This is a genomic window from Xenorhabdus aichiensis (genome assembly GCF_028598775.1).
Taxonomy (GTDB): domain Bacteria; phylum Pseudomonadota; class Gammaproteobacteria; order Enterobacterales; family Enterobacteriaceae; genus Xenorhabdus; species Xenorhabdus bovienii.
The window spans coordinates 14,573-38,724 of record NZ_JAQRFO010000006.1; the positions used below are offsets into that span (position 1 = coordinate 14,573).

Annotated in this window: 24 protein-coding genes and 2 tRNA genes; 7 read left to right on the top strand and 19 right to left on the bottom strand. The window is 45.7% G+C overall.

Annotated elements, in window-relative coordinates:
* Positions 1 to 18 precede the first annotated feature (18 nt).
* From infB to rlmE, 10 genes are all read right to left on the bottom strand, one after another.
* Positions 19 to 2,793, bottom strand: a complete 2,775-nt coding sequence (gene infB / locus PSI22_RS04405) for a translation initiation factor IF-2 (RefSeq protein ID WP_273578753.1) — start codon at positions 2,791 to 2,793, stop codon at positions 19 to 21.
* A gap of 25 nt (positions 2,794 to 2,818) precedes the next feature.
* Positions 2,819 to 4,327, bottom strand: coding sequence for a transcription termination factor NusA (nusA, locus tag PSI22_RS04410; protein WP_273578754.1), 1,509 nt, complete (start codon positions 4,325 to 4,327; stop codon positions 2,819 to 2,821).
* 21 nt (positions 4,328 to 4,348) lie between these two features.
* Complete coding sequence (gene rimP / locus PSI22_RS04415; RefSeq protein ID WP_273578755.1) at positions 4,349 to 4,801, bottom strand: ribosome maturation factor RimP; 453 nt, start codon at positions 4,799 to 4,801, stop codon at positions 4,349 to 4,351.
* A 223-nt stretch (positions 4,802 to 5,024) separates the two neighbouring features.
* A tRNA-Met gene (locus PSI22_RS04420) sits at positions 5,025 to 5,101 on the bottom strand.
* A gap of 57 nt (positions 5,102 to 5,158) precedes the next feature.
* Positions 5,159 to 5,248: transfer RNA gene (locus PSI22_RS04425), tRNA-Leu, on the bottom strand.
* Positions 5,249 to 5,348: 100 nt separating this feature from the next.
* Entirely contained in the window at positions 5,349 to 5,687 is a 339-nt protein-coding gene (gene secG, locus PSI22_RS04430; RefSeq protein ID WP_273578756.1) for a preprotein translocase subunit SecG, read from the bottom strand.
* Between the two features lie 183 nt (positions 5,688 to 5,870).
* Positions 5,871 to 7,202, bottom strand: coding sequence for a phosphoglucosamine mutase (gene glmM / locus PSI22_RS04435; protein ID WP_273578757.1), 1,332 nt, complete (start codon positions 7,200 to 7,202; stop codon positions 5,871 to 5,873).
* A 35-nt stretch (positions 7,203 to 7,237) separates the two neighbouring features.
* Positions 7,238 to 8,095 carry a dihydropteroate synthase gene (gene folP / locus PSI22_RS04440; protein WP_273578758.1) on the bottom strand — a complete coding sequence of 286 codons (858 nt, stop codon included), beginning with the start codon at positions 8,093 to 8,095 and terminating at the stop codon, positions 7,238 to 7,240.
* Positions 8,096 to 8,214: 119 nt separating this feature from the next.
* Entirely contained in the window at positions 8,215 to 10,131 is a 1,917-nt protein-coding gene (ftsH, locus tag PSI22_RS04445) for an ATP-dependent zinc metalloprotease FtsH (RefSeq protein ID WP_038191666.1), read from the bottom strand.
* 48 nt (positions 10,132 to 10,179) lie between these two features.
* Positions 10,180 to 10,809: a 23S rRNA (uridine(2552)-2'-O)-methyltransferase RlmE gene (rlmE, locus tag PSI22_RS04450; RefSeq protein WP_038184648.1), complete on the bottom strand. Its 630-nt coding sequence runs from the start codon at positions 10,807 to 10,809 to the stop codon at positions 10,180 to 10,182.
* A 134-nt stretch (positions 10,810 to 10,943) separates the two neighbouring features.
* On the opposite strand from rlmE, the gene yhbY reads away from it, so the two are divergent.
* Complete coding sequence (gene yhbY, locus PSI22_RS04455; protein ID WP_012986969.1) at positions 10,944 to 11,237, top strand: ribosome assembly RNA-binding protein YhbY; 294 nt, start codon at positions 10,944 to 10,946, stop codon at positions 11,235 to 11,237.
* A 154-nt stretch (positions 11,238 to 11,391) separates the two neighbouring features.
* On the opposite strand, the gene greA is transcribed toward yhbY, so the two are convergent.
* The gene (gene greA / locus PSI22_RS04460) at positions 11,392 to 11,868 is read right to left on the bottom strand and encodes a transcription elongation factor GreA (RefSeq protein WP_038191663.1); all 477 of its coding nucleotides are present in this window, start codon (positions 11,866 to 11,868) and stop codon (positions 11,392 to 11,394) included.
* Positions 11,869 to 12,142: 274 nt separating this feature from the next.
* Here greA and dacB point away from each other — a divergent pair, with 274 nt between their 5' ends.
* Entirely contained in the window at positions 12,143 to 13,591 is a 1,449-nt protein-coding gene (gene dacB, locus PSI22_RS04465; RefSeq protein WP_273578759.1) for a serine-type D-Ala-D-Ala carboxypeptidase, read from the top strand.
* Between the two features lie 59 nt (positions 13,592 to 13,650).
* Here the strand turns inward: dacB and cgtA are convergent, their stop codons facing one another.
* From cgtA to rplU, 3 genes are all read right to left on the bottom strand, one after another.
* Positions 13,651 to 14,829 carry an Obg family GTPase CgtA gene (gene cgtA, locus PSI22_RS04470; RefSeq protein ID WP_273578760.1) on the bottom strand — a complete coding sequence of 393 codons (1,179 nt, stop codon included), beginning with the start codon at positions 14,827 to 14,829 and terminating at the stop codon, positions 13,651 to 13,653.
* A gap of 129 nt (positions 14,830 to 14,958) precedes the next feature.
* The gene (gene rpmA / locus PSI22_RS04475; protein ID WP_012986965.1) at positions 14,959 to 15,216 is read right to left on the bottom strand and encodes a 50S ribosomal protein L27; all 258 of its coding nucleotides are present in this window, start codon (positions 15,214 to 15,216) and stop codon (positions 14,959 to 14,961) included.
* A gap of 20 nt (positions 15,217 to 15,236) precedes the next feature.
* Complete coding sequence (gene rplU / locus PSI22_RS04480; RefSeq protein WP_012986964.1) at positions 15,237 to 15,545, bottom strand: 50S ribosomal protein L21; 309 nt, start codon at positions 15,543 to 15,545, stop codon at positions 15,237 to 15,239.
* Between the two features lie 252 nt (positions 15,546 to 15,797).
* On the opposite strand from rplU, the gene ispB reads away from it, so the two are divergent.
* A complete protein-coding gene (gene ispB / locus PSI22_RS04485; RefSeq protein WP_273578761.1) occupies positions 15,798 to 16,769 on the top strand; it encodes an octaprenyl diphosphate synthase in 972 nt (323 codons plus the stop codon).
* 27 nt (positions 16,770 to 16,796) lie between these two features.
* Here ispB and PSI22_RS04490 read toward each other — a convergent pair whose 3' ends face one another.
* Entirely contained in the window at positions 16,797 to 17,177 is a 381-nt protein-coding gene (locus tag PSI22_RS04490; RefSeq protein WP_038244647.1) for a DNA-binding protein, read from the bottom strand.
* Positions 17,178 to 17,252: 75 nt separating this feature from the next.
* Positions 17,253 to 17,600, bottom strand: a complete 348-nt coding sequence (locus tag PSI22_RS04495) for a DNA-binding protein (RefSeq protein ID WP_038191654.1) — start codon at positions 17,598 to 17,600, stop codon at positions 17,253 to 17,255.
* 187 nt (positions 17,601 to 17,787) lie between these two features.
* Here PSI22_RS04495 and PSI22_RS04500 point away from each other — a divergent pair, with 187 nt between their 5' ends.
* The gene (locus tag PSI22_RS04500; RefSeq protein ID WP_038184631.1) at positions 17,788 to 18,054 is read left to right on the top strand and encodes a helix-turn-helix domain-containing protein; all 267 of its coding nucleotides are present in this window, start codon (positions 17,788 to 17,790) and stop codon (positions 18,052 to 18,054) included.
* Positions 18,055 to 18,166: 112 nt separating this feature from the next.
* Here the strand turns inward: PSI22_RS04500 and mdh are convergent, their stop codons facing one another.
* Complete coding sequence (gene mdh / locus PSI22_RS04505) at positions 18,167 to 19,105, bottom strand: malate dehydrogenase (protein ID WP_038184628.1); 939 nt, start codon at positions 19,103 to 19,105, stop codon at positions 18,167 to 18,169.
* 527 nt (positions 19,106 to 19,632) lie between these two features.
* Between mdh and argR the strand changes: the two genes are divergently transcribed.
* Positions 19,633 to 20,103: a transcriptional regulator ArgR gene (argR, locus tag PSI22_RS04510; RefSeq protein WP_038191648.1), complete on the top strand. Its 471-nt coding sequence runs from the start codon at positions 19,633 to 19,635 to the stop codon at positions 20,101 to 20,103.
* Between the two features lie 137 nt (positions 20,104 to 20,240).
* Here argR and mpl read toward each other — a convergent pair whose 3' ends face one another.
* On the bottom strand, positions 20,241 to 21,611 hold the full coding sequence (gene mpl / locus PSI22_RS04515) for a UDP-N-acetylmuramate:L-alanyl-gamma-D-glutamyl-meso-diaminopimelate ligase (protein ID WP_273578762.1): 1,371 nt from the start codon (positions 21,609 to 21,611) through the stop codon (positions 20,241 to 20,243).
* A 171-nt stretch (positions 21,612 to 21,782) separates the two neighbouring features.
* On the opposite strand from mpl, the gene fbp reads away from it, so the two are divergent.
* Together fbp and ppa are read left to right on the top strand one after the other, a co-directional pair.
* On the top strand, positions 21,783 to 22,787 hold the full coding sequence (fbp, locus tag PSI22_RS04520) for a class 1 fructose-bisphosphatase (protein ID WP_273578807.1): 1,005 nt from the start codon (positions 21,783 to 21,785) through the stop codon (positions 22,785 to 22,787).
* A gap of 415 nt (positions 22,788 to 23,202) precedes the next feature.
* The gene (ppa, locus tag PSI22_RS04525) at positions 23,203 to 23,733 is read left to right on the top strand and encodes an inorganic diphosphatase (RefSeq protein WP_012986954.1); all 531 of its coding nucleotides are present in this window, start codon (positions 23,203 to 23,205) and stop codon (positions 23,731 to 23,733) included.
* Between the two features lie 69 nt (positions 23,734 to 23,802).
* On the opposite strand, the gene PSI22_RS04530 is transcribed toward ppa, so the two are convergent.
* Positions 23,803 to 24,150 carry a gamma-glutamylcyclotransferase family protein gene (locus PSI22_RS04530; protein WP_038191640.1) on the bottom strand — a complete coding sequence of 116 codons (348 nt, stop codon included), beginning with the start codon at positions 24,148 to 24,150 and terminating at the stop codon, positions 23,803 to 23,805.
* Between the last annotated feature and the right edge of the window lie 2 nt (positions 24,151 to 24,152).

Consider the following 24,152-nt stretch of genomic DNA (forward strand, 5'->3'; position numbering starts at 1 on the left):
AATGAATCTATGATGGTATTAAGCGATGGAGCGTTTGATTTCAATAATTTCAAAGACTTCAATCATGTCACCAACACGGACGTCATTGTAGTTCTTCACACCGATACCACATTCCATACCATTACGGACTTCGTTAACGTCATCCTTAAAGCGACGCAGGGATTCCAGCTCACCTTCGTAGATAACCACGTTGTCACGCAGGACGCGGATAGGATTATTACGCTTGATGGAGCCTTCTGTCACCATACAGCCAGCGATAGCACCAAACTTCGGTGATTTAAAGACATCACGGACTTCTGCAAGACCCATGATCTGCTGTTTGTATTCTGGCGCTAGCATACCGCTCATTGCCTGTTTGATTTCATCAATCAGACTATAGATAACGGAGTAGTAACGCAGATCAACACTTTCGCTTTCAATGATACGACGTGCAGAAGCATCCGCACGGACGTTGAAGCCCAGAATGATTGCGTTAGACGCTGCGGCAAGAGTCGCATCAGTTTCAGTGATTCCGCCGACACCAGAACCGATGATTCTCACTTTCACTTCATCAGTAGACAGTTTCAGCAGTGAGTCGCAGATCGCTTCGCATGTACCCTGAACGTCGGTTTTCAGAACGATGTTCAGTTCAGATACCTTACCTTCTTCCATGTTGGCAAACATGTTTTCCAGTTTAGATTTCTGCTGACGAGCCAGTTTCACTTCGCGGAATTTACCCTGACGGTACAAGGCCACTTCACGCGCTTTCTTCTCGTCACGTACCACAGTCGCTTCATCACCCGCTGACGGTACGCTGGAAAGACCCAGAATTTCAACTGGAATGGACGGGCCAGCAGACATGACTTCAAGACCAAGTTCGTCACGCATCGCACGGATACGGCCATATTCAAAGCCACACAGGACGATGTCGCCCTTATTCAGAGTACCTGATTGAACCAGAATGGTTGCAACTGGGCCACGGCCTTTATCCAAGAAGGATTCAATGACCACACCATTAGCCATACCAGTACGAACAGCGTTCAGTTCAAGCAGTTCAGCCTGTAGCAGAATAGATTCCAGCAATTCATCAATACCGATACCTGCTTTGGCAGACACGTTCATGAACTGGTTTTCACCACCCCATTCCTCAGGAATGATACCGTATTGTGTCAGTTCATTCTTGACGCGATCTGGATCTGCGTCTGGCTTATCGATTTTGTTCACAGCAACAACAACAGGTACGTTAGCTGCCTTGGCGTGCTGGATGGCTTCCACAGTCTGAGGCATCACGCCATCATCCGCTGCGACAACCAGAACTACGATATCCGTCGCCTTGGCACCACGAGCACGCATAGAAGTAAACGCAGCATGTCCTGGGGTATCAAGGAAGGTGATCATACCTTTTTCAGTTTGTACATGGTACGCACCGATATGCTGGGTAATGCCACCTGCTTCGCCAGAAGCTACTTTGGTAGAACGGATGTAGTCCAGCAGTGAGGTTTTACCATGGTCAACGTGACCCATGATGGTAACAACAGGTGCACGAGATTCAGCCAGCGTTTCACCCGTGTCACGATCGCTCATCAGCGCTTCTTCCAGTTCGTTTTCACGACGCAGGATAACTTTGTGCCCCATTTCTTCAGCAACTAGCTGTGCGGTTTCCTGATCAACAACTTGATTAATGGTCGCCATTGCGCCCATCTTCATCATGGTCTTGATAACTTGGGAACCTTTGACCGCCATCTTGTTGGCCAGTTCAGCTACGGTAATGGTTTCACCAATCACAACATCACGGTTAACCGCGGCAACTGGCTTGGTGAAGCTTTGCTGTAAGGTACTCGGTTTGCGCTGTTTGCCTTTGGTACGGCCGACTGCACGTGCTTCTTCGCGATCAGCTTTCGATTCAGAATGTTTGTTATTCTTCTTCTGGCGGGTAGCTTTGCCGCCACGGCTACGGGTACGGCGATCGCCTTCAACTTTAGCGTCATTTTCGTCTTCCGCAGCACGGGCGTGATGGGAAGTGGTTACGTGATAATCATCAGTACTTTCGCTGGGTTCAGCGGTTTCTGACCATTTATCTTTATTTTCTTCTGCCATGCGACGCGCTTCTTCCGCGACACGTTTCGCTTCCGCTTCAACTTTGCGGCGCACCTCTTCTTCAGCTTTGCGTTTTAAATTTGCTGCTTCGGCTTCACGGCGCGCTTTTTCACTTTGCACGGCAGGCTCAGTCTGAACTGATTTTGGTTTGTTTTCGGTATGTTGCTTAGTCACTTTTTCTTTTTCCGCCGCCTCACGCTGAGTCATTTCAACCCCTTCGCGTTTAGCTTTTTCTTCTGCTTCACGTTGAGCGCTCTTTGCTGCTTCACGTTTTGCCTGTTCTTCAGCATCACGTTTAGCTTGCTCTTCCGCGAATTTTTTCGCTTCAGTTTCAAGCCGCGCCTTTTCTTCTACCTCGCGCCGAGCCTGCTCTTCCGCTTCACGCTGCGCCTGTTCTTCCGTTTGAGATTGTTCAATCGCGTCACGGTTCACATATGTGCGTTTTTTGCGGACTTCAATCGCTACCGATTTACTTTTGCCACCGGTGCCAGGAACGTTTAGTGTACTGCGAGTCTTACGCTGTAGTGTCAATTTACCTGGCTGGCCGCCAGAACCACCTTGTTCGCGGTTCAAGTGTGCCAGCAAAGATTCTTTTTCTCTCTGGGAAACAGAGTCAGTTGCGGTTTTCTGAATGCCAGCATCAGCGAATTGCTGGATCAGGCGTTCAACCGATGTCTGGATCTCTTCTGCCAGTAATTTTACGGTTACCTCTGTCATTCTGTTCCTTCCTGCTACAGTTTATTTATGCATCATCGCCAAACCAACAGATATTACGGGCTGCCATAATGAGTTCTCCTGCTTTCTCATCACTCAGTCCTTCGATATCAGATAAGTCGTCGATACCCTGCTCGGCAAGATCTTCCAGAGTACAGATGCCATGGGCAGCCAGGTTAAACGCCAAAGTACGATCCATGCCAGATAAATTCAATAAATCTTCGGCAGGCTGCTGATCACCAAGGCTCTCTTTCTGAGCCAGTTCCAGCGTCGTCAAGGCCGCTTTTGCACGTTCACGAAGAGCTTCAACGGTTTCCTCATCAAGGCCCTCTATTGCCAGAAGTTCATTGATTGGCACATAAGCCAGTTCTTCTAGCGTAGAGAAGCCTTCCTCGACCAATACGGTGGCGAAATCTACATCAATGTCGAGATGCTTGGTAAATGTATCAATAGAAGCATGTGCTTCTGCCTGATGTTTTGCTTGCAGCTCTTCCGCAGTCATGACGTTCAGTTCCCACTTGTCATCACCACGATGTTTTTTCAGCAGTTGTGCCGCCAGGCGGACGTTTTGACCATTACGGCCAATCGCCTGAGCAAGATTGCTGTTTTCCACGGCAACATCCATCGTGCAGTTATCTTCATCAACTACGATAGATGCAACATCCGCCGGAGCCATTGCATTAATGACAAACTGTGCAGGATTATCATCCCACAGCACAATGTCAATTCTTTCACCGCCCAGTTCGCTGGAAACGGCCTGTACCCTCGCACCACGCATACCTACGCAGGCACCAACTGGATCGATACGTTTGTCGTTGGTTTTTACTGCGATTTTCGCACGAGAACCTGGATCACGGGCGGCTGCTTTAATCTCAATGATCTCTTCGCCAATCTCAGGCACCTCAATGCGGAACAGCTCAACCAACATCTCAGGACGAGAGCGGGTGATGAAAAGCTGTGCACCACGAGCTTCTGGGCGAACATCATACAGGACACCACGCACACGGTCACCTGGACGGAAATTTTCCCGTGGCAACATATCTTCACGTAAAATGACCGCTTCAGCGTTATTACCCAAATCAAGGGTAATATTCTCACGGTTCACTTTCTTGACCTGAGCAGTCACTATCTCACCCTGCTGCTCACGGAACTGATCAACCACCATCGCACGTTCAGCTTCACGTACTTTCTGTACGATAACCTGTTTTGCGGTCTGGGTCGTGATACGGTCAAAAGTTACTGATTCAATTTGATCTTCAATATAACCACCCAGTTCCATTTCTGGGTCTTCATATTTTGCAGCTTCCAGCGTGATTTCGCGGGTTGGCAGGGTTACTTCATCAACCGCCACCCAACGACGGAAGGTATCGAAATCACCGGATTTACGATCGATGCAAACACGAACATCGATTTCCTGCTCATACTTTTTCTTGGTGGCTGTCGCCAATGCAATTTCTAATGCTTCGAAGATTTTTTCGCGGGGGAGAGATTTTTCATTAGAAACCGCTTCCACAACAGCCAGAATTTCTTTATTCATCCTAGTTGCCTCATCCGAACTTTAAAAGTGGGGTACCAGGTTCGCTTTCTGGATGTTGCTCAGTGCGAACACTTCGTCTTTTCCATCCACCGTAACCGTAATCATTTCACCATCGACAACTTTGATAATACCTTGCCATCTACGGCGGTTCTGCATTGCCATACGTAAAACCAGACTAACTTCTTCACCCATAAAACGCTGGTAATGTTCAGCATTAAACAGTGGACGTTCAAGTCCTGGTGAAGATATTTCCAGGTTATAAAGCACTGAGATCGGATCTTCGACATCGAGTACTGCACTGACCTGGTGGCTCACATCAGCACAATTATCAACAGTGATACCCTCCTCACTATCGATATAGACCCGCAGTGTTGATACACGTGCACGGATAAACTCCAGGCCCACTAATTCAAACCCCAAAGCTTCAACTGGTGCTGAAATCATCGCTGTTAATTTTTGCTCTAATGTGGACAAGCCCACCCCCAAGACATAAAAAAAGGGCTATATTAGCCCAGTAGTTCTGCTGTCAAATAACAAAAAACCCCGATACTCGGGGCTTTATGCAACTGGACCCTGTTTACTGCCAGTGGTCTCAACCAACTTCTTTTATACCTATCAAAACAACCTTTCAAATCAGGATCGATATCTCTATGGCTGCTGAATTATGACTCTCGAAAAGGTACATGTTATTAAGAAGTGGTTGCGGGAGCCGGATTTGAACCGACGACCTTCGGGTTATGAGCCCGACGAGCTACCATGCTGCTCCATCCCGCGTTCGAAAACGTGGCAAATCTTACGCTGATAATACTAAAAACGCAAGTTTCTAGATTATGGTGCCGAGGACGGGACTTGAACCCGTACGCCCGTTGTTTAGGCACTACCACCTCAAGGTAGCGTGTATACCAATTTCACCACCTCGGCACTGATTATAGAACTGTTATTTCAACCTGTCGCTTATACTTACTGCTTAAACTAACAATCTGGTTAAACTAACAACTCCATTTTAATTCTTTTACTGAACTTACTGTGGGATATCACTATTTGGTTTTGCTGGCGATGCTGGTACTTCTGTTTGTTTTTCAACTTTTACAGGCTCAGCAAGATTTTCCCACTTACTGTCTGAACCAGTTCGGTTGCTAGTCATGTTACCCAGAATCAAACTGATAACAAAAAACAGTGTAGCGAAAACAGCCGTCATACGGGTCATGAAATTACTAGAGCCCGATGAACCAAACAGTGTTGCAGACGCACCCGCACCGAAAGAAGCACCCATATCAGCACCTTTACCCTGCTGTAGCAGAACCAGAGCAATCACTCCAAGACCAGCCAGCAAGAATACACCTAAAAGAGCTTCATACATATGTCGTACCCGTTTTCTCGTGGGGATTTACCACAGTTCTGTAGCAACGTTATACTGCATCACCCGCCCATAATTAGAAAAATTAACTTATTGAGCGGGTGTGAATACTAACCAAAGCGTTTCAGACAAGCAAGGTTAATTTCAAATACTGGCGTTGATCGAAGAAAAAATCAACAAATCATCCTATTTTTTCACGGCATCAGCAATACGGTGTGCCAATGCAGTGACCAATTCTTCATCTTCACCTTCCACCATCACACGGATAAGTGGCTCTGTACCCGATTTACGTAGCAGTACTCGACCACGGCCGTTCAATTCAGCCTCAACCGATTTAACGGCTTCTAGCACAGGTTCTGATTGCAGAGGATCGTTATCACCCGCAAAACGGACATTTACCAGAATTTGTGGCAGAAGTTTCATGCCGCTGCACAGGTCATGCAGGCTCATATTATTCCGTACCATTGCGCTCAGTACCTGCAATCCTGCCACAATGCCATCGCCAGTCGTGGTTTTGTCCAGCAAAATCACATGGCCGGAATTTTCCGCCCCCAGACGCCAACCTTTTTCTTGCAATTTTTCCAGTACGTAGCGATCGCCCACTTTTGCTCGCTCAAATGGGATACCAAGCTGTTTAAGCGCTAATTCCAGCCCCATATTGCTCATCAGAGTACCAACCGCACCACCGCGCAGTTGCCCCTGTCTCAATGCCTCACGCGCGATGATATAGAGGATCTGGTCTCCATCCACTTTCTGTCCCAGATGATCAACCATGATAATGCGATCACCATCACCATCAAATGCCAGACCAACATCAGCCTGCTCTTCCTGTACCCGCTTCTGTAACAGACGAACATCTGTTGCACCACACTCTTCATTAATGTTGATGCCATTCGGCTCACAGCCAATGGTCACAACATTCGCACCCAGTTCTCTGAGAACGTTCGGGGCAATATGGTAGGTTGCACCATTGGCACAATCCAATACAACTTTCAATCCATTCAGGCTTTGTTCACTCGGGAATGTGCCTTTACAAAATTCAATGTAACGACCAGCCGCATCAACAATCCGATTGGCACGCCCCAACTCAGCAGATTCTACGCAGGTCAGTGGTTTTTCCATTTCAGCTTCAATGGCTTCTTCAACATTATCAGGCAATTTGGTTCCATCGATAGAGAAGAATTTAATACCGTTGTCATAGTAAGGATTGTGAGAGGCTGAAATGACAATTCCCGCTTCTGCGCGGAAAGTACGTGTCAAATAGGCCACAGCCGGTGTTGGCATGGGGCCAGTAAAAGATGCCGATAGACCCGCTGCTGCCAACCCTGCTTCCAGAGCAGACTCCAGCATATAGCCGGAAATACGCGTATCTTTACCAATGATAATTTTGCGAGAACCATGACGCGCCAGTACTTTTCCCGCAGCCCAACCGAGTTTCAAAACAAAATCAGGGGTAATTGGGCTATCACCCACTTTGCCACGAATACCATCAGTACCAAAATATTTACGGCTACTCATAAATTTTTTCTTCCTTTGCTGAACGTGTTCTTTGCTCACAGCGTGTTCTTGGCAGCCAGTGTGTTTTTCGCTGACAGTGTTGCCTGAACAATTTGCATTGCCTGTACGGTTTCTTTTACATCATGCACACGAATAATTTGGGCACCTTGCATCGCTGCAATCACAGCGCAGGCGATACTTCCTGTCACACGCTCCTGCGGTGGTACATGAAGCAATTGGCCAATCATCGATTTACGTGACATTCCAGCCAGAATAGGCAAGCCAAGATGATGGAATTCTTCCAAATGAGCCAATAGCTGATAATTATGCGATAAGTTCTTCCCGAAGCCGAAGCCTGGATCAAGGATTAGTTTGTTTTTTGCGATGCCTGCCGCAACACAGCGATCAATTTGCCTCGTCAAAAATGTTTTAGCTTCCAAAACGACATCTTCGTAGTATGGCTCTGTCTGCATCGTGCGGGGCTGTCCCTGCATGTGCATCAGACAAACAGGCAATCCCGTCTTTACCACTGCGTCAAGTGCACCAAACTCCTGCAACGAACGAATGTCATTGATCATATGAGCACCGACTTTCGCAGATTCCTGCATCACTATGGCTTTTGAGGTATCGATGGAGATCCATACATCAAACCGCTGCGCCAATGCTTCAACCACGGGGACAACGCGATCCAGTTCTTCCTGCTCACTCACATCCACGGCATCCGGGCGTGTCGATTCTCCACCCACATCGATAATGGCTGCACCTTCCTCGATCATTGTGGCTGCGTGCCGCAACGCAGCATCAAAGGTATTGTGATTACCTCCATCTGAAAAGGAATCAGGGGTAACGTTCAGAATCCCCATCACTTGTGGACGGGAAAGATCGAGGACACTGCCTCTGGCTGTCAGTTTCATCGCTAGGGTGCCTTAATGTCAAAACCCCAGGAAGACCTGGGGTTTAATAAGTACAGTCTGTCAAATCCAAGGGCAACAATCTGTAATTGCCCTTGATTTGATAAAGGTTGTTAACTGCGTTATGCGGTTGGATTACCATCCGCAGGTTTCACAGTCTGCTGCGGGGATGACGTATTATGACGGTTATTACCGCCATTATTGTTGTCACCTTCCCAACCTGCTGGTGGACGTACTGTTGTTCGATTCATCAAGTCATCAATCTGAGGTGCATCAATGGTTTCATACTTCATCAACGCATCTTTCATCGAATGCAGGATATCCAGATTATCCATCAGAATTTTACGGGCGCGTTGATAATTACGATCGACGATAGCTTTCACTTCATGATCAATTAAACGCGCAGTATCTTCCGACATATGTTTCGCTTTAGCAACCGAACGGCCAAGGAAGATTTCGCCTTCTTCTTCCGCATACAACAGTGGGCCCAGTTTTTCCGAGAAGCCCCACTGTGTCACCATGTTACGGGCAATAGATGTCGCCACCTTAATATCGTTGGATGCGCCAGTAGAAACACTGTCTACACCGTAGATAATTTCTTCTGCCAGACGGCCACCGTATAACGTTGAAAGCTGGCTTTCCAGTTTCTGGCGGCTCGCGCTGATCTGATCACCTTCTGGCAGGAAGAAAGTCACACCCAACGCACGACCGCGAGGAATAATCGTGACTTTATGAACAGGATCATGTTCTGGTACTAGACGGCCAATGATGGCGTGTCCTGCTTCATGATAAGCCGTGGATTCTTTCTGCTCTTCCGTCATGACCATGGAACGGCGTTCTGCACCCATCATGATCTTATCTTTTGCTTTTTCAAACTCCACCATGGAAACAACACGCTTATTGCCACGAGCGGCAAACAAAGCAGCTTCGTTCGCAAGGTTCGCAAGATCCGCACCAGAGAAACCTGGTGTACCACGAGCAATGATGGAAGCGTCAACGTCGGTATCCAGCGGGATACGACGCATATGCACTTTCAGAATCTGCTCACGACCGCGAACATCTGGCAGGCCAACAACGACTTGGCGGTCGAAGCGACCCGGACGCAGCAATGCAGGATCCAGCACATCAGGACGGTTAGTTGCGGCAATAACGATGATGCCTTCGTTACCTTCGAAACCATCCATTTCAACCAGCATCTGGTTCAGTGTCTGTTCACGTTCATCGTGTCCACCACCCAGACCAGCACCACGTTGACGGCCTACAGCATCAATTTCGTCGATGAAGATGATACAAGGCGCGGATTTTTTCGCCTGTTCAAACATATCACGAACACGGGAAGCTCCCACACCAACGAACATTTCAACGAAGTCAGAACCGGAAATAGTAAAGAAAGGCACTTTAGCCTCACCTGCGATGGCTTTTGCCAGCAACGTTTTACCTGTACCAGGAGGACCAACCATTAAGATACCTTTCGGGATCTTACCACCCAGTTTCTGGAAACGGCCAGGTTCACGCAGATATTCTACCAGTTCTCCCACTTCTTCTTTTGCTTCATCGCAGCCAGCAACATCCGCAAACGTGGTTTTAATCTGATCTTCTGTCAACATGCGGGCTTTGCTCTTACCAAAAGACATCGCCCCTTTACCGCCACCACCTTGCATTTGGCGCATAAAGAATATCCAGACGCCAATCAGCAGTAGCATTGGGAACCAGGAAATAAAGAGAGTCGCGAGCAGGCCCTGTTGTTCTGGTGGTTCACCAACAACTTTCACCTGCTTATTCAGTAGAGTATCCAGCAGCTTCTCATCCTGAATTGGCATGTAAGTGCTGTATTTTTTACCGTCGTCTTTCTTACTGTAATCAATATCACGACCCGATATACGTACTTCTCGCACTTGATTCTGAGATAACTCACTGATGAAATTAGAGTAATCTACCCTGCGACCGCTAGAATCGCCAGGACCAAAACTCTGGAACAATACCATCAAGACAACTGCGATGACTAACCAGAGAATCAGGTTTTTCGCCATGTCACTCAAGGGATTAACCTCATATTACAACTGTGTTAACAAATAGTAGTCAGGGTACTACAGTTTCCGCCCTGTCGCTACAATGTATACTTCACGCGATCGTGCCCGCGAAGCTTCTGGTTTACGAACTTTAACCTTCGTAAAAAGGGAGCGTATTTCCCTCAGGTATTCATCAAAGCCTTCTCCCTGAAACACTTTAACGATAAAACTACCGCCAGGGGCCAGCACATCACGACACATACCTAACGCTAACTCAATCAGATACATGGATCGAGGAATATCGACCGCGGGGGTTCCACTCATATTGGGAGCCATATCCGACATGACGACCTGGACTTTATTATCACCCACTCTCTCAAGCAATGCTTTCAATACAAGTTCATCACGAAAATCGCCTTGAAGGAAATCGACTCCAACAATCGGATCCATTGGTAAAAGGTCGCAGGCAATTACCCGCCCACGATCACCAATCTGACTGACTACGTATTGAGACCACCCTCCCGGAGCAGCGCCTAGATCAACAACGGTCATACCCGGTTTAAAGATTTTGTCGCTTTGCTGTATCCCATCAAGTTTAAACCAAGCGCGAGAGCGAAGCCCTTTTTTCTGCGCCTGAAGAACATATTTATCACTAAAATGTTCCTGTAACCAGCGACTGGAGCTTGCTGAGCGTTTTTTATTGGCCATTGTTCTTTCCAACTATACTAATAGAGAGCTATATTTTTGCACTCTCCTATCAAATCACGCCATACTTTTATGGTGATAGATACGAGATGGCGGTAGAATAGGCCGTTTTCAATCCCAACATAAGCAAAAAAACGATGACTCTTAACAAGAAACAAGTGCAATACCTGAAAAGTCTCGCTCATTCATTAAAACCTGTCGTTATGATTGGTAACAACGGGCTGACTGAAGGCGTGTTGGCTGAAATCGAGCAAACTCTTTCGCATCACGAGCTTATCAAAGTCAAAGTTGCAGGCGAAGACCGTGAAATCAAAACTTTGATCGCTGAAGCGATTGTTCGTGAAACTGGTGCATATAATGTGCAAATCATTGGGAAAATGCTAGTTCTCTACCGTCCATCGAAAGAACGCAGGATTAGTTTACCGAAATAATCACAGCATATTTATACAAAAGTGCCATATCTACCATGATAAAAAAGGCCATCTCAGGCCTTTTTTATTTCCATATCAGCATAATGGCCGCTTGCCACGATTTCTCTGTAACAGTTTCTCACCCTAACAGGCAGGATTAAACTGTTTCCCAACATCAGAGATACTCGACATTCAGAACTTCATATTCCACTTTGCCGCCTGGCGTACTGATCACAACAGCATCATCCACTTCTTTACCAATCAGCCCACGAGCAATGGGTGAATTCACCGAAATCAGGTTTTCTTTGATATTCGCTTCATCGTCACCCACGATACGGTAAGTCTGCTCTTCATCAGAACCCACATTCAATACCGTTACCGTTGCCCCAAAGATCACACGACCATTATTAGTCATCTTCGTGATATCAATCACCTGCGCATTGGAAAGTTTAGCTTCGATTTCCTGAATACGGCCTTCGCAGAACCCTTGCTGCTCACGAGCAGCATGATATTCCGCATTTTCTTTCAAATCACCATGCGCACGCGCATCGGCGATTGCGGTAATAATTTTAGGGCGACGTACATTTTTCAGATTTTCTAATTCTTCGCGCAATTTATCCGCGCCACGTACCGTCATCGGAATTTGTTTCATTTATCAAACCTCTAAATCAATCCTAAGCCCAAACAACATCTTCCTGATTTTTGCAATAACAGCATAATGAGCACACCCTATCAGGCGGGCCTCCAGACAATAAAAGGGGAGCAAACTACAGTATACCCTGAAGTTCACATACCTATTTTGCCTGCTAATGTATCATTCTAACGTAGAGTTGATGATGGATCATCGTTTACTTTTCCCTGAATTGCACCTTAGTATTATTGATGTAAATATTATTGGAATTCTTCCACCTTCATATGCGAGATCTATGGCTCTTTTAAAAATTACCAGCAGAATAGCTTGTATGCTCAGTTTGAGTTTGAGCATTTTCAGCGCACATGCTTCCTCAATAGAAGAAGACGCTCAATATTTGCCTGCGGGAACTGACTTCTCATTTATTGCCCAGAAAATCGGCTCAAAAACGCCCTTATTTGATTATAATGGGCAGCAGTTGGCATTGCCTGCCAGTACTCAGAAAATTGTGACGGCATTGGCAGCCCTGTTACAGCTTGGCAAGGATTACCGTTTTATCACCACACTGGAAAGTAATGCTGATATTTCAAATGGTATATTGAAGGGCAATCTGACTGCCCGTTTTGTTGGTGATCCAACGCTGACACGCTCGCAACTGCGCAATATGGTAGAAACGTTGAAACAATCCGGCATAAAACAGATTGATGGCGATCTCATCATAGACAGTTCAATTTTCTCAAGCCATGATAAAGCTCCGGGTTGGGTATGGAATGACATGACCCAATGCTTCAGTGCACCTCCAGCCGCCGCAATTGTAGATAAAAACTGCTTTTCTGTTTCGCTGTATAGTTCAGAACAACCCGGTGAACTGGCGTTTGTCCGTGTTCCTTCTTTTTATCCTGTCAATATATTCAGTGAAGTAAAAACGCTGTCTAAAGGCTCTCCAGAAGCAAAATACTGTGAACTGGATGTTACCTCAGGTGAATTAAACAGATTTACTCTGACAGGCTGTCTGACACAGCGCAGTGAACCACTGCCACTGGCATTCGCCATCCAGAATGGAGCAAGTTATGTGGGTGCTATTTTGAAAAATGAACTGCACATCGCTGACATTGAGCTAAAAGGCCATCTACGGCGCCAATCGAATCCTGAGCAACCAGAGAAGATTCTCGCTTTGAATGAATCTGCTCCATTGCATGATCTGCTTAAAATCATGCTGAAAAAGTCAGATAACATGATTGCCGATACCGTCTTTCGCACCCTCGGTCATCGCTATTTCAACGTGCCCGGAACATGGCGGACTAGTTCTGATGCCGTTCGTCAGATACTGAAACAAAAAGCAGGCATTAATCTAGGCAGTACCGTCATGGTTGATGGTTCCGGCCTTTCACGTCACAATTTAATCACGCCAGCAACCATGATGGAGATCTTGCAATTTATCGCGCAACATAATGATGATCTCGACTTTATCTCCATGCTGCCAAAATCAGGTTATGACGGTACTCTGTCCTATCGTCCGGGACTCCATGAAGCCGGTGTAAATGGTAAAGTCTTTGCAAAAACAGGGTCACTGCAAGGGGTTTATAATCTTGCTGGCTTTATTACCGCTGCCAGCGGACAGCAGATCGCCTTTGTCCAGTTTATCTCTTCTTATTCTGTCTTACCTGACGATCAACGTACCCGCCGTGTTCCTCTGGCTCGTTTCGAAAGTCATTTATATAAATCTCTATACCAAAATCATTGATCGAAAAAGGGCGCTTTTTAAGCGCCCTTTTGTCATTCTTGTACGTCTAGAGTGAAGATCTAGTGTTTATAAATAAACTCAACGCCTTCTTCGTCTCCCTCGTCCCAGTCATCATCCCAATCATCATCAGCATCCGTATCAGATGACTGCTGTAACTGCTCTTTGTGGTAATCATCCCACATGAATTCAACTTTTTCCGGCTGGGCGTTTTCTTCCACTTCCATATGGCGAGGCTGAGTTTTCATGAATTCCATGATATCCCAGCAGAGCTCTTTCACTCCCTGACGATTTACAGCCGAAATCATGTAATAGTCGCCTTCCCAACCAAGCTCATCAGCAATGGCTTTTGCCCGCTGTTTAGCGTCTTCCGGATCGGTCAGATCGACTTTATTGAATACCAGCCAACGCGGTTTTTCTGCCAGTTTTTCGCTGTATTTATGCAGTTCTTTGATGATGATACGGGCATTTTCAACCGGATCAGATTCATCGATCGGGCAGAGATCAATTAAGTGAAGTAAGACACGGCAACGCTCCAAATGTTTCAGGAAACGAATACCCAAGCCTACACCTTCTGACGCACCCTCGATCAAACCAGGAATATCTGCCACGACAAAGCTTTGCTCGTTATCCATCCGCACAACGCCAAGGCTTGGCACCAGTGTCGTAAATGGATAATCCGCTACTTTAGGTTTCGCCGCCGAAACAGAGCGAATGAAGGTGGATTTACCTGCATTTGGCATCCCCAGCATTCCCACGTCTGCCAGCAGCATCAGCTCCAGCATCAGCTCACGGCTTTCACCTGGCGTCCCCATCGTTTTTTGGCGAGGAGCACGGTTAACAGAAGATTTAAAGCGGGCATTACCAAGGCCGTGGAAACCCCCTTTAGCAACCATCTGACGCTGCTCATGACGCACCATATCCGCAAGGACTTCCCCAGTCGCGATATCACGCACACGGGTTCCTACTGGTACTTTGATGGTAATGTCTTGGCCACGTCTACCGGTACAATCACGGCTTTGTCCATTTTGACCACGTTCAGCACGGAAGGATTTTTCAAAACGGTAGTCAATAAGCGTATTGAGATTTTCATCTGCCAGCAGATAGACATCACCGCCGTCACCACCATCACCGCCGTCGGGCCCACCTTTTGGAATATATTTTTCTCGACGGAAGCTGACACAACCATTGCCACCATCTCCCGCTACAACCAGTATGCTGGCTTCATCTACAAATTTCATCACTTTTCTCCGTAGGATAACCACCGTAAAGCTGGATGGCTGCTGTACCCAGAGATGGCGTAATCCAGAATATAAAAAGCCCCGCAACACACATTGCAGGGCTTCCGATTCGATTTAGACTCAAAAAACTTATTCAGCTACGATACTGATAAACTTACGGTTTTTTGAACCTTTAACTTCGAATTTAATTTTTCCGTCAGCTAATGCGAACAGGGTGTGGTCACGGCCGCAACCTACGTTGCTGCCTGCGTGGAATTTAGTACCACGTTGACGAACAATGATGCTGCCTGCCAAAACAGACTCACCACCAAAACGTTTTACACCCAGACGTTTGCTTTCAGAATCGCGACCGTTACGAGTCGAGCCGCCAGCCTTTTTGTGTGCCATTAATCTGCTCTCCTAAAATCTTAAGCGATGCCAGTGATTTTAACATCAGTGAACCACTGACGGTGGCCCTGCTGCTTACGGCTGTGTTTACGACGACGAAACTTAACGATTTTAATTTTCTCGCCACGGCCATGAGCAACAACTTCAGCTTTAACTTTAACGCCTTCAACTACTGGAGCGCCGATCTTGATATCTTCACCATTAGCGACCATCAGAACCTGGTCAAACTCAACAGTTTCACCGGTTGCGATGTCCAGCTTTTCCAAGCGAATTGTCTGACCTTCGCTTACTCGGTGTTGTTTACCACCACTTTGGAAAACTGCGTACATATAAACTCCGCTTTCCGCGCACCCCCTAAAATATCTTTCCAGAGCGCGCTATAAAATATTCACAATAGGGCGCGAATTCTACGCAAAAACCGATTCGAAGACAAGTGCAGAATTAGAACAGATGAGAAAAAAACAGAGTTTTTCGATTGTCATTTATTTGAACGGTTTTTCAAGTACAATCGATACATCGTGATATCTGTTGATATGCTAATTTAATGAGCACAGCTCTGAATCAGAGTCCAAAGCCAAAACATGAATTTAGAATCAATAATTAAACTTACCGCTGATGATATGGCAGCGGTTAATGAAACCATTCTTAATCAATTAAATTCTGATGTTGCGCTGATCAACCAACTTGGCTACTACATTATCAGCGGCGGTGGTAAGCGTATTCGCCCAATGATTGCGGTACTGGCTGGGAAAGCACTTCATTGTGAAGAAGAAAAACATATCAAAGTTGCCGCCTTGATCGAATTTATTCACACGGCAACGCTATTGCATGACGATGTTGTCGATGAATCCGACATGCGCCGAGGCAAGGCGACAGCCAACGCTATGTATGGCAATGCGGCCAGTGTTCTGGTTGGTGATTTCATCTACACTCGATCGTTTCAGATGATGACTGATCTCGATTCCATGCGGGTACTGAAATTGATGTCCGACGCCACGAATGTCATTGCCGAAGGTGAGGTGATGCAGTTGATGAACTGCAATGATCCTGATACCTCAGAAGATGATTATATGCGCGTGATTTACAGTAAAACCGCTCGCCTGTTTGAGGTAGCGGCGCACTCTGCGGCCATTTTATCCGGCGCGACACCAGAGCAGGAAGCTGCACTGCGTGACTATGGCCGTTATCTTGGCACGGCGTTTCAATTGATTGATGACCTGCTGGATTACGATTCAGATGATAACACGCTCGGTAAAAACACCGGGGACGACTTAAACGAAGGCAAACCTACACTGCCCCTTCTGCATGCCATGCATCATGGAGCCCCCGAGCAATCTGCACTGATACGCAGTGCCATTGAGCAAGGCAATGGCCGCCATTTGTTAGATACCGTACTAGCAACAATGAAACAGTGTGGTTCACTTAGGTACACCCGCCAACGGGCGGAAGAAGAAGCAGATAAAGCTATTTCAGCGTTACAAGTACTGGATGAGTCTCCATATAAGGCGGCCCTTGTGGGATTAGCCCATGTCGCGGTACAGCGACTTTCCTGATCTGAGCTAATCAGTATCCCAGATTGCTCAATCTGGGATACTGTCTTTATTTTCAACCTCTTGAATTCCTATGTATTGGACTAGACTAGCCAGCCCTTTCCTCAAAATGAACTTAACCATGCGTTCCCTTTCGGGTTTGGTCAATTGATAATAAGCTTCAATCCAAATCATGAACGGATCCTGTCGCTTATTCCGATAATACTCAACCGAATTTTCACTGACGGCCAGTACATTCAGAACTTCTTCGGGCAAGCTGTTGACATGATATTCGAGAGCTTTCCCCTGTACTCCGCGCTTACGGCGTTGTTCCCAACCCTCGCGCCTTGCCATCAAGTTGACGCCTTGGGGAGACGATGGCAGACCTGCGAGGCCAATGAGTTCCTTTGCAGAATACCAATCTTTTTTCATCTCTTTATCCTCGCTTTACATCGGAGCAGTGAAGAGGAAGCCAAATTTTGAACATTTGGCTTTTCAAAAGCTGCCTCAAGTAGCTATGATTTTTTCCAAAAAACTTCTTATGCCATCTCGTAATATCACTTCTGTAATTGCCTCCTTTTCTTCATCGGCGAGTAAATTAAATGCACTCACCCAAATGGATAGAGGATCTTGTTTCTGAACCTGATATTCAGGTGATATTTCATGAAGCTCCAGAGCCGACAATGTTGATTCAGGAAAACACGAATAGTGATATTCAATCGCCCTGCCTTGAACACCTGCTCGTTTCTGCCTCAACCATTCTTCACGTTTTGCTCTGGCATTAACTCCTTGTGGTGATCTAGGTAACTCACCTACACCGGTCAACTCCATTGCCGTATACCACTCTTTTTTCATAATGTTTCTCTATTTTTGTAACCAAGTTCAAAAAAGAAGTTATTAAGAAAAAATTAGAAATATTTTTAGAAAAAATAATGTTATTTTATTTTCTTAATAACAGATTCGTGTTCGTTATTAATTTCACACTAACGCTTTAGTTATACCACTAATGTGGCTTCAAATTTAATAGGAAAGGATTAAAAAAATGATTTCTATGAAATCGGATTGGCATCCTGCTGATATTATTGCTGCTTTACGTAAACGCGGAACGACACTGGCTGCCGTTTCACGCGAAGCAGGGTTAAGCTCATCAACTTTGGCGAATACACTTTCTCGCCCATGGCCTAAGGGAGAATGGATAATAGCGAATTACTTAGGATTACATCCGTCTGAAATATGGCCTAGTCGTTATTTCGATCCACATACAGGAGAACTATTAGAAAGGAAAGTTAGAGAAAAAAAGAATAATTAGCTATCAATATAATTATTGAAAGAAAAACCGCTAGTTATTTCTGAGCTAGCGGTTTCAGTTATCTAATATATTTAACTTAATTCGTATATTAATAAATTACGAATTAAATGAATTAACCGTTAATAAATTTCTCGCCTAATTCGATATCTTTTTTGAGAACGTCCAACATGCTATCCAGTGACTTCTGTTCAAAATCGCTAAGCTTGCCGATATCTAAACGTTCTTCGATACCATTTTTACCTAAGCGAACAGGCTGAGCGAAGAAGCGGGCATATTTGCCATCACCTTCTACATAGCTGCACTCGATGACATTGCTTTCACCCTGCAAGCCACGGATCAAAGAAAGACCCAGACGTGCCGCTGCCTGCCCCATAGACAGAGTGGCAGATCCGCCACCTGCTTTCGCTTCAACCACTTCAGTACCTGCGTTCTGAATACGTTTGGTTAACGCTTCAACTTCTTCATCAGTGAAGCTGACGCCCTGAATTTGTGACAGCAATGGCAGGATAGTCACACCAGAGTGCCCACCAATAACAGGCACTTCCAACTCCTCAGAGTTCTTACCTTTCAGTTCTGCAACAAAAGTATTGGAACGGATGATATCCAGCGTCGTAACACCGAACAGACGGTTTCTGTCGTAAACGCCTTCTTTTTTCAGAACCTCAGCCGCGATCGCCACAGTCGTATTCACAGGGTTCGTAATAATACCGATTAATGCTTTTGGACAAGCCTTAGCTGCCTGCTGAACCAGATTACGAATGATCCCCGCATTAATATTGAACAGATCTGAACGATCCATGCCTGGTTTACGCGCCACACCCGCAGAGATTAATACAACATCTGCGCCTACCAATGCAGGGGTTGCATCTTCACCAGCAAAACCAGTGACTTTGACTTCCGTTGGGATATGACTAAGATCGGCTGCCACACCTGGAGTCACCGGAGCAATGTCATACAAGGAAAGTTCTGAACCTGAAGGAAGTTGGGTCTTGAGTAGAAGGGCAAGTGCCTGACCAATACCACCGGCTGCACCGAGAACTGCAACTTTCATCCTGATACTCCTTAAATAAATGCTGTAAAAAACTTAAACCTGTCTGGTTAAGAGCCTGAATCTATTTCCCCACATTCAATGCATGTATGGGATAGACTCTCAGCCCCACTGATCACTACGTATTAAGAACAATCTGTTAACAGACAGATTATCTACCTAATGGCTTGATGATGAAACACCAAAGTTATTTTATTCTAGACAAAAGGCTTATCTGTTAATGAGATAACGGACACTTTTTTGAGAATTAATCCTGTTATATTATTAATAACTTAGTTGATTACCTTACTCTTATCTCCAAAACCAAACAACACCATTTAATTAACAATATATTTACCATACTCAATATGTGGGAAAGGAAACGCGGAAAAAATAAACGCATGAATATCCTGATGATTAATAAGGATATATTGGGGAAATGAAAATAATGTAATTATGCTTATTATTTTAGTTTTTTCTTCTCTTCCTTGAATAAAAATTCACTCTTTCGCATAATAATAGCTTCATAACGGATTCAACGATGGTGAAATATGCGTGCTCCTTCGAAACAGGAAGATTTGGTCAAGGCTTTCAAAGCCTTATTGAAAGAAGAAAAATTCAGCTCTCAAGGTGAAATTGTCGCAGCACTTCAGGAAGAGGGCTTTGAAAACATTAACCAATCTAAAGTTTCCAGAATGCTGACTAAATTTGGCGCAGTCCGAACCCGTAATGCAAAAATGGAGATGGTCTACTGCTTACCCGCAGAATTAGGTGTTCCCACAGCCACAAGCCCATTGAAAAATCTGGTCTTGGATGTCGATTATAATCATTGTGTTGTGGTTATTCGCACCAGTCCGGGCGCTGCACAGTTGATTGCACGCCTGCTGGATTCCCTGGGTAAAGCAGAAGGAATACTTGGCAGTATTGCGGGAGATGACACTATTTTTACGACACCAGCACAGGACTTTACAACAAAGCAGCTCTACGAGGCTATTCTCGATCTCTTTGATCAAGAACTTTAACCCTGTCGTATAGCCAAACTACATATACCCAATAGATTTCAAGTTGCAGCACGGCAGCAGACAAACGGAACCCTGGGAATATAGATAAAGAGGATCGCACGACTCATGCGATCCCCTCACTCTGACGATTTTGACAATCAAGCCTCGTGCACTTTCTTACCCAGCTCAGTCAGCAACTTCTCGTGAATGCCACCGAATCCACCATTACTCATGATAAGAATGTAATCACCCGGTTGTGCCGCCTCAACAATCACACGTACCAAAGCATCAATATCCGCACTCCAGCGAGCAGGTTGGATGCAGTGTTCCGCAATTTCTGCAACCTGCCACGGAATATTGGCAGGCTGATACAAGAAGACTTCATCAGCACGCCCCAGAGAAGGCGCAATATCATTTTTGCTCATGCCCATTTTCATGGTATTTGAACGCGGTTCTAGCACAGCTAGGATACGAGCGACACCGCCAACTTTACTTCTCAACGCTGCCAGTGTCGCCAAAATTGCAGTGGGATGATGAGCAAAATCATCATAAACAGAGATACCATTCACTTCACCACGCAATTCAAGACGGCGGCGCGCATTGATAAAATCGCCCAGTACCTGACAAGCATCCGCAGGCTGAACACCAACATGATGGGCAGCCGCAATTGCGATCAAACCATTGTGCATGTTGTGTTCACCCACCAATGACCAGTTCACTTCGCCAACCTGTTCACCTTGATGGAACACTTGGTAGATGCTGCTATCCTGACTGACTTTCTTCGCTTGCCAGTTGCCCGTTTCCCCGATATGTTCCAGCTCACTCCAGCATCCCATTCCGAGCACATGTTTCAGGTTAATGTCATTATCGGGTACCAGAATCTTACCACTGCCCGGCACAACCCTGACGAGATGGTGGAACTGTTTTTGAACGGCCGCTAGATTTTCAAAAATATCAGCATGATCAAATTCAAGGTTATTCATGATTAGCGTGCGGGGGCTGTAATGCACGAATTTTGAACGCTTATCAAAAAACGCGCAGTCATACTCATCCGCTTCAATCACGAAAAATGGACTTTCACCGATTTGTGCTGAAACGTCAAAATTGCCCGGCACACCGCCGATCAGGAACCCCGGCTTATAACCGCAGGCTTCTAAGATCCATGCTAGCATTCCTGCGGTTGTCGTTTTACCATGCGTTCCAGCGACGGCTAACACCCAGCGTTCTGGCAAAACATGATCATGTAGCCACTGTGGGCCAGATGTATAAGGAATGCCACGATCCAGCACCGCTTCCACACAGGGATTACCACGTGTCATGGCATTGCCAATGATTACCATGTCTGGCTCAGGATCGAGCTGTGAAGGATCATATCCTTGAATCAGCTCAATGCCCTGTTTTTCCAGAAGGGTACTCATTGGAGGATACACATTGGCATCAGAGCCGGTAACTTCATGACCCAATGAACGAGCGAGGATCGCCAGCCCTCCCATGAAAGTACCGCAGATGCCAAGAATATGAATACGCATTTATTTCTATCCAATATCATGAAGTGTGTCACTATTCTAACCATCAATGCTGAGATTAGAAATGCAATAGCCTATCAATCAACCCATTCTTTAGCTAAACTGCCGCGCATGAGTGCGACACGCAAGTGCAGCACGCTCTCTAAAACCACAATAAAATTCAGGGCTTTCGTCATGAAAACATTAGGCGAATTCATCGTCGAGAAACAGCACGACTTTCCTCATGCTACGGGTGAACTGACCGCACTGCTTTCTGCCATCAAACTGGGTGCCAAGATCATTCATCGGGACATCAATAAGGCTGGTCTGGTGGATATTTTAGGCACCAGCGGCGTATCGAATGTTCAGGGCGAAGTTCAGATGAAGCTGGATTTGTATGCCAATGAAAAACTGAAGGCTGCATTGAAAGCGCGCGGTGAAGTAGCAGGTATTGCTTCCGAAGAAGAAGATGAGATCGTTGTCTTTGATGGCGACCGTGCAGAAAATGCGAAGTATGTTGTTTTGATGGACCCACTGGATGGTTCTTCGAATATTGATGTAAACGTTTCCGTCGGGACTATTTTCTCAATTTACCATCGAATTACACCTATTGGGCAGCCGGTTACCGAAGAAGATTTCCTGCAACCGGGGAATCGTCAGGTTGCGGCGGGTTATGTGGTCTATGGTTCTTCCACTATGTTGGTTTACACCACGGGTTGCGGAGTTCATACATTCACTTACGATCCCTCACTCGGCGTATTCTGCCTGACTCATGAGAAAGTTCAATTCCCTGCCAAAGGCAATATGTACTCCATCAACGAAGGGAACTACATCAAATTCCCGATGGGCGTGAAGAAGTACATCAAATATTGCCAAGAACAAGACGAAACCACCCAGCGCCCTTACACCACCCGTTATATTGGCTCGCTGGTTGCAGATTTCCACCGCAACCTGCTGAAAGGCGGCATCTATATTTATCCAAGCACCGCAAGCCACCCAACAGGAAAATTGCGTCTGCTGTATGAATGCAACCCAATTGCTTTTTTGGCTGAGCAGGCGGGCGGCAAGGCCAGTGATGGCAAAAACCGAATTCTAGATATCACACCAACCCAACTGCACCAGCGCGTTCCTTTCTTCGTGGGAACAGAATCAATGGTGGAAAAAGCTGAAAGCTTTATGGCTGAATTTCCAGGTGAGTAAGTCGGTTTGTTGATTGAATAATTAATTTAATGAAGGGGCGAAGTGTCGCCTCTTTATTAATGACACGACTTATCCTTTAATTTGTTGAGCAACACGCTTAACGCAACGACTTGTTCTCAACATTAACCTCATTTTTTCCCTGCCGATTATCTATCTTGTTCCCTTAAGTTCTATACATACTCTTTCTCTATTTATATTTGTTCACGAAATCATTCTGTTCATGACTCATGAACAAGGCAGAAGTGTGAACAATAAAAAAGTAAATAATCACTTTTTATCCAATACAACAGATTTTATAACACCCAATTCCTGAGCTGTATGGCGTTCAGCGACTGGAAAAATGCGGGGACTTTAAGTCTGTTTTGGCTATAATAGCCCGCACTCCATTTTGGTCTGAAATTAAAGGAAACCTTTTATGAGCCTGAACAATGTACCGGCCGGTAAAGAACTGCCTGAAGATATCTATGTCATCATTGAGATCCCTGCGAACGCAGATCCGATCAAATATGAAGTAGATAAAGAATCTGGCGCACTGTTTGTAGACCGTTTCATGTCTACTGCAATGTTCTATCCTTGCAACTACGGTTACATCAACAATACTCTGTCCCTTGATGGCGACCCTGTTGACGTGCTGGTTCCTACCCCATACCCATTACAGCCAGGTTCCGTTATTCGCTGCCGTCCCGTTGGTGTTCTGAAAATGTCCGACGAATCTGGTGAAGATGCGAAATTGGTCGCTGTTCCTCACACCAAACTGAGCAAAGAATACGATCACATCAAAGATGTGAACGATCTGCCAGAACTGCTGCGTGCCCAAATCACCCATTTCTTTGAACATTATAAAGATCTGGAAAAAGGCAAATGGGTGAAAGTTGACGGTTGGGACAATGTCGAAGCCGCTAAAGCTGAAATCCTGTCTTCTTTCGAACGCGCTGCTAAAAAATAATCCTGAGGGATAACAGCGAGTTTCGATCATAAAAAACCTCTGCCACCACATAGAGGCAGAGGTTTTTATTTATTCTTCTTCGTGGCGCTTGATCCAGTCACCACATGTTATCCGATGCAGTCCATCGACAGGCAGTCTATATAAATAGATCCATGCACTGCCGTAAGGTGTTTTAATCAGTTCCCTTTCGTATTCCTGAGAATTCTTTTTCAAAGCATCCAGTTCTGTCAGGATGGATGGCGTAATGCGATATACTTCGCATTCAATTGTCCCTTCGCCACGGATCACCGCTGGATAATGCCCCAAGTCATAAATTTCATAACCTTCTAACCTATGTTCTCCTAGAAGTTGGGCATAGGTCATCCAGTGGTGGTTACCTTGTTTGCGCCTCAGGCTGCCATAAACAATTACTCGCATTT

Excerpts from the sequence above, each read along its gene's own strand:
- infB (WP_273578753.1), bottom strand. The coding sequence starts at position 2,793 with ATGACAGAGGTAACCGTAAAATTACTGGCAGAAGAGATCCAGACATCG.
- nusA (WP_273578754.1), bottom strand. The coding sequence starts at position 4,327 with ATGAATAAAGAAATTCTGGCTGTTGTGGAAGCGGTTTCTAATGAAAAA.
- secG (WP_273578756.1), bottom strand. The coding sequence starts at position 5,687 with ATGTATGAAGCTCTTTTAGGTGTATTCTTGCTGGCTGGTCTTGGAGTG.
- glmM (WP_273578757.1), bottom strand. The coding sequence starts at position 7,202 with ATGAGTAGCCGTAAATATTTTGGTACTGATGGTATTCGTGGCAAAGTG.
- folP (WP_273578758.1), bottom strand. The coding sequence starts at position 8,095 with ATGAAACTGACAGCCAGAGGCAGTGTCCTCGATCTTTCCCGTCCACAA.
- rlmE (WP_038184648.1), bottom strand. The coding sequence starts at position 10,809 with ATGGCCAATAAAAAACGCTCAGCAAGCTCCAGTCGCTGGTTACAGGAA.
- yhbY (WP_012986969.1), top strand. The coding sequence starts at position 10,944 with ATGACTCTTAACAAGAAACAAGTGCAATACCTGAAAAGTCTCGCTCAT.
- greA (WP_038191663.1), bottom strand. The coding sequence starts at position 11,868 with ATGAAACAAATTCCGATGACGGTACGTGGCGCGGATAAATTGCGCGAA.
- dacB (WP_273578759.1), top strand. The coding sequence starts at position 12,143 with ATGGCTCTTTTAAAAATTACCAGCAGAATAGCTTGTATGCTCAGTTTG.
- cgtA (WP_273578760.1), bottom strand. The coding sequence starts at position 14,829 with ATGAAATTTGTAGATGAAGCCAGCATACTGGTTGTAGCGGGAGATGGT.
- rpmA (WP_012986965.1), bottom strand. The coding sequence starts at position 15,216 with ATGGCACACAAAAAGGCTGGCGGCTCGACTCGTAACGGTCGCGATTCT.
- rplU (WP_012986964.1), bottom strand. The coding sequence starts at position 15,545 with ATGTACGCAGTTTTCCAAAGTGGTGGTAAACAACACCGAGTAAGCGAA.
- ispB (WP_273578761.1), top strand. The coding sequence starts at position 15,798 with ATGAATTTAGAATCAATAATTAAACTTACCGCTGATGATATGGCAGCG.
- PSI22_RS04490 (WP_038244647.1), bottom strand. The coding sequence starts at position 17,177 with ATGAAAAAAGATTGGTATTCTGCAAAGGAACTCATTGGCCTCGCAGGT.
- PSI22_RS04495 (WP_038191654.1), bottom strand. The coding sequence starts at position 17,600 with ATGAAAAAAGAGTGGTATACGGCAATGGAGTTGACCGGTGTAGGTGAG.
- PSI22_RS04500 (WP_038184631.1), top strand. The coding sequence starts at position 17,788 with ATGATTTCTATGAAATCGGATTGGCATCCTGCTGATATTATTGCTGCT.
- mdh (WP_038184628.1), bottom strand. The coding sequence starts at position 19,105 with ATGAAAGTTGCAGTTCTCGGTGCAGCCGGTGGTATTGGTCAGGCACTT.
- argR (WP_038191648.1), top strand. The coding sequence starts at position 19,633 with ATGCGTGCTCCTTCGAAACAGGAAGATTTGGTCAAGGCTTTCAAAGCC.
- mpl (WP_273578762.1), bottom strand. The coding sequence starts at position 21,611 with ATGCGTATTCATATTCTTGGCATCTGCGGTACTTTCATGGGAGGGCTG.
- fbp (WP_273578807.1), top strand. The coding sequence starts at position 21,783 with ATGAAAACATTAGGCGAATTCATCGTCGAGAAACAGCACGACTTTCCT.
- ppa (WP_012986954.1), top strand. The coding sequence starts at position 23,203 with ATGAGCCTGAACAATGTACCGGCCGGTAAAGAACTGCCTGAAGATATC.
- PSI22_RS04530 (WP_038191640.1), bottom strand. The coding sequence starts at position 24,150 with ATGCGAGTAATTGTTTATGGCAGCCTGAGGCGCAAACAAGGTAACCAC.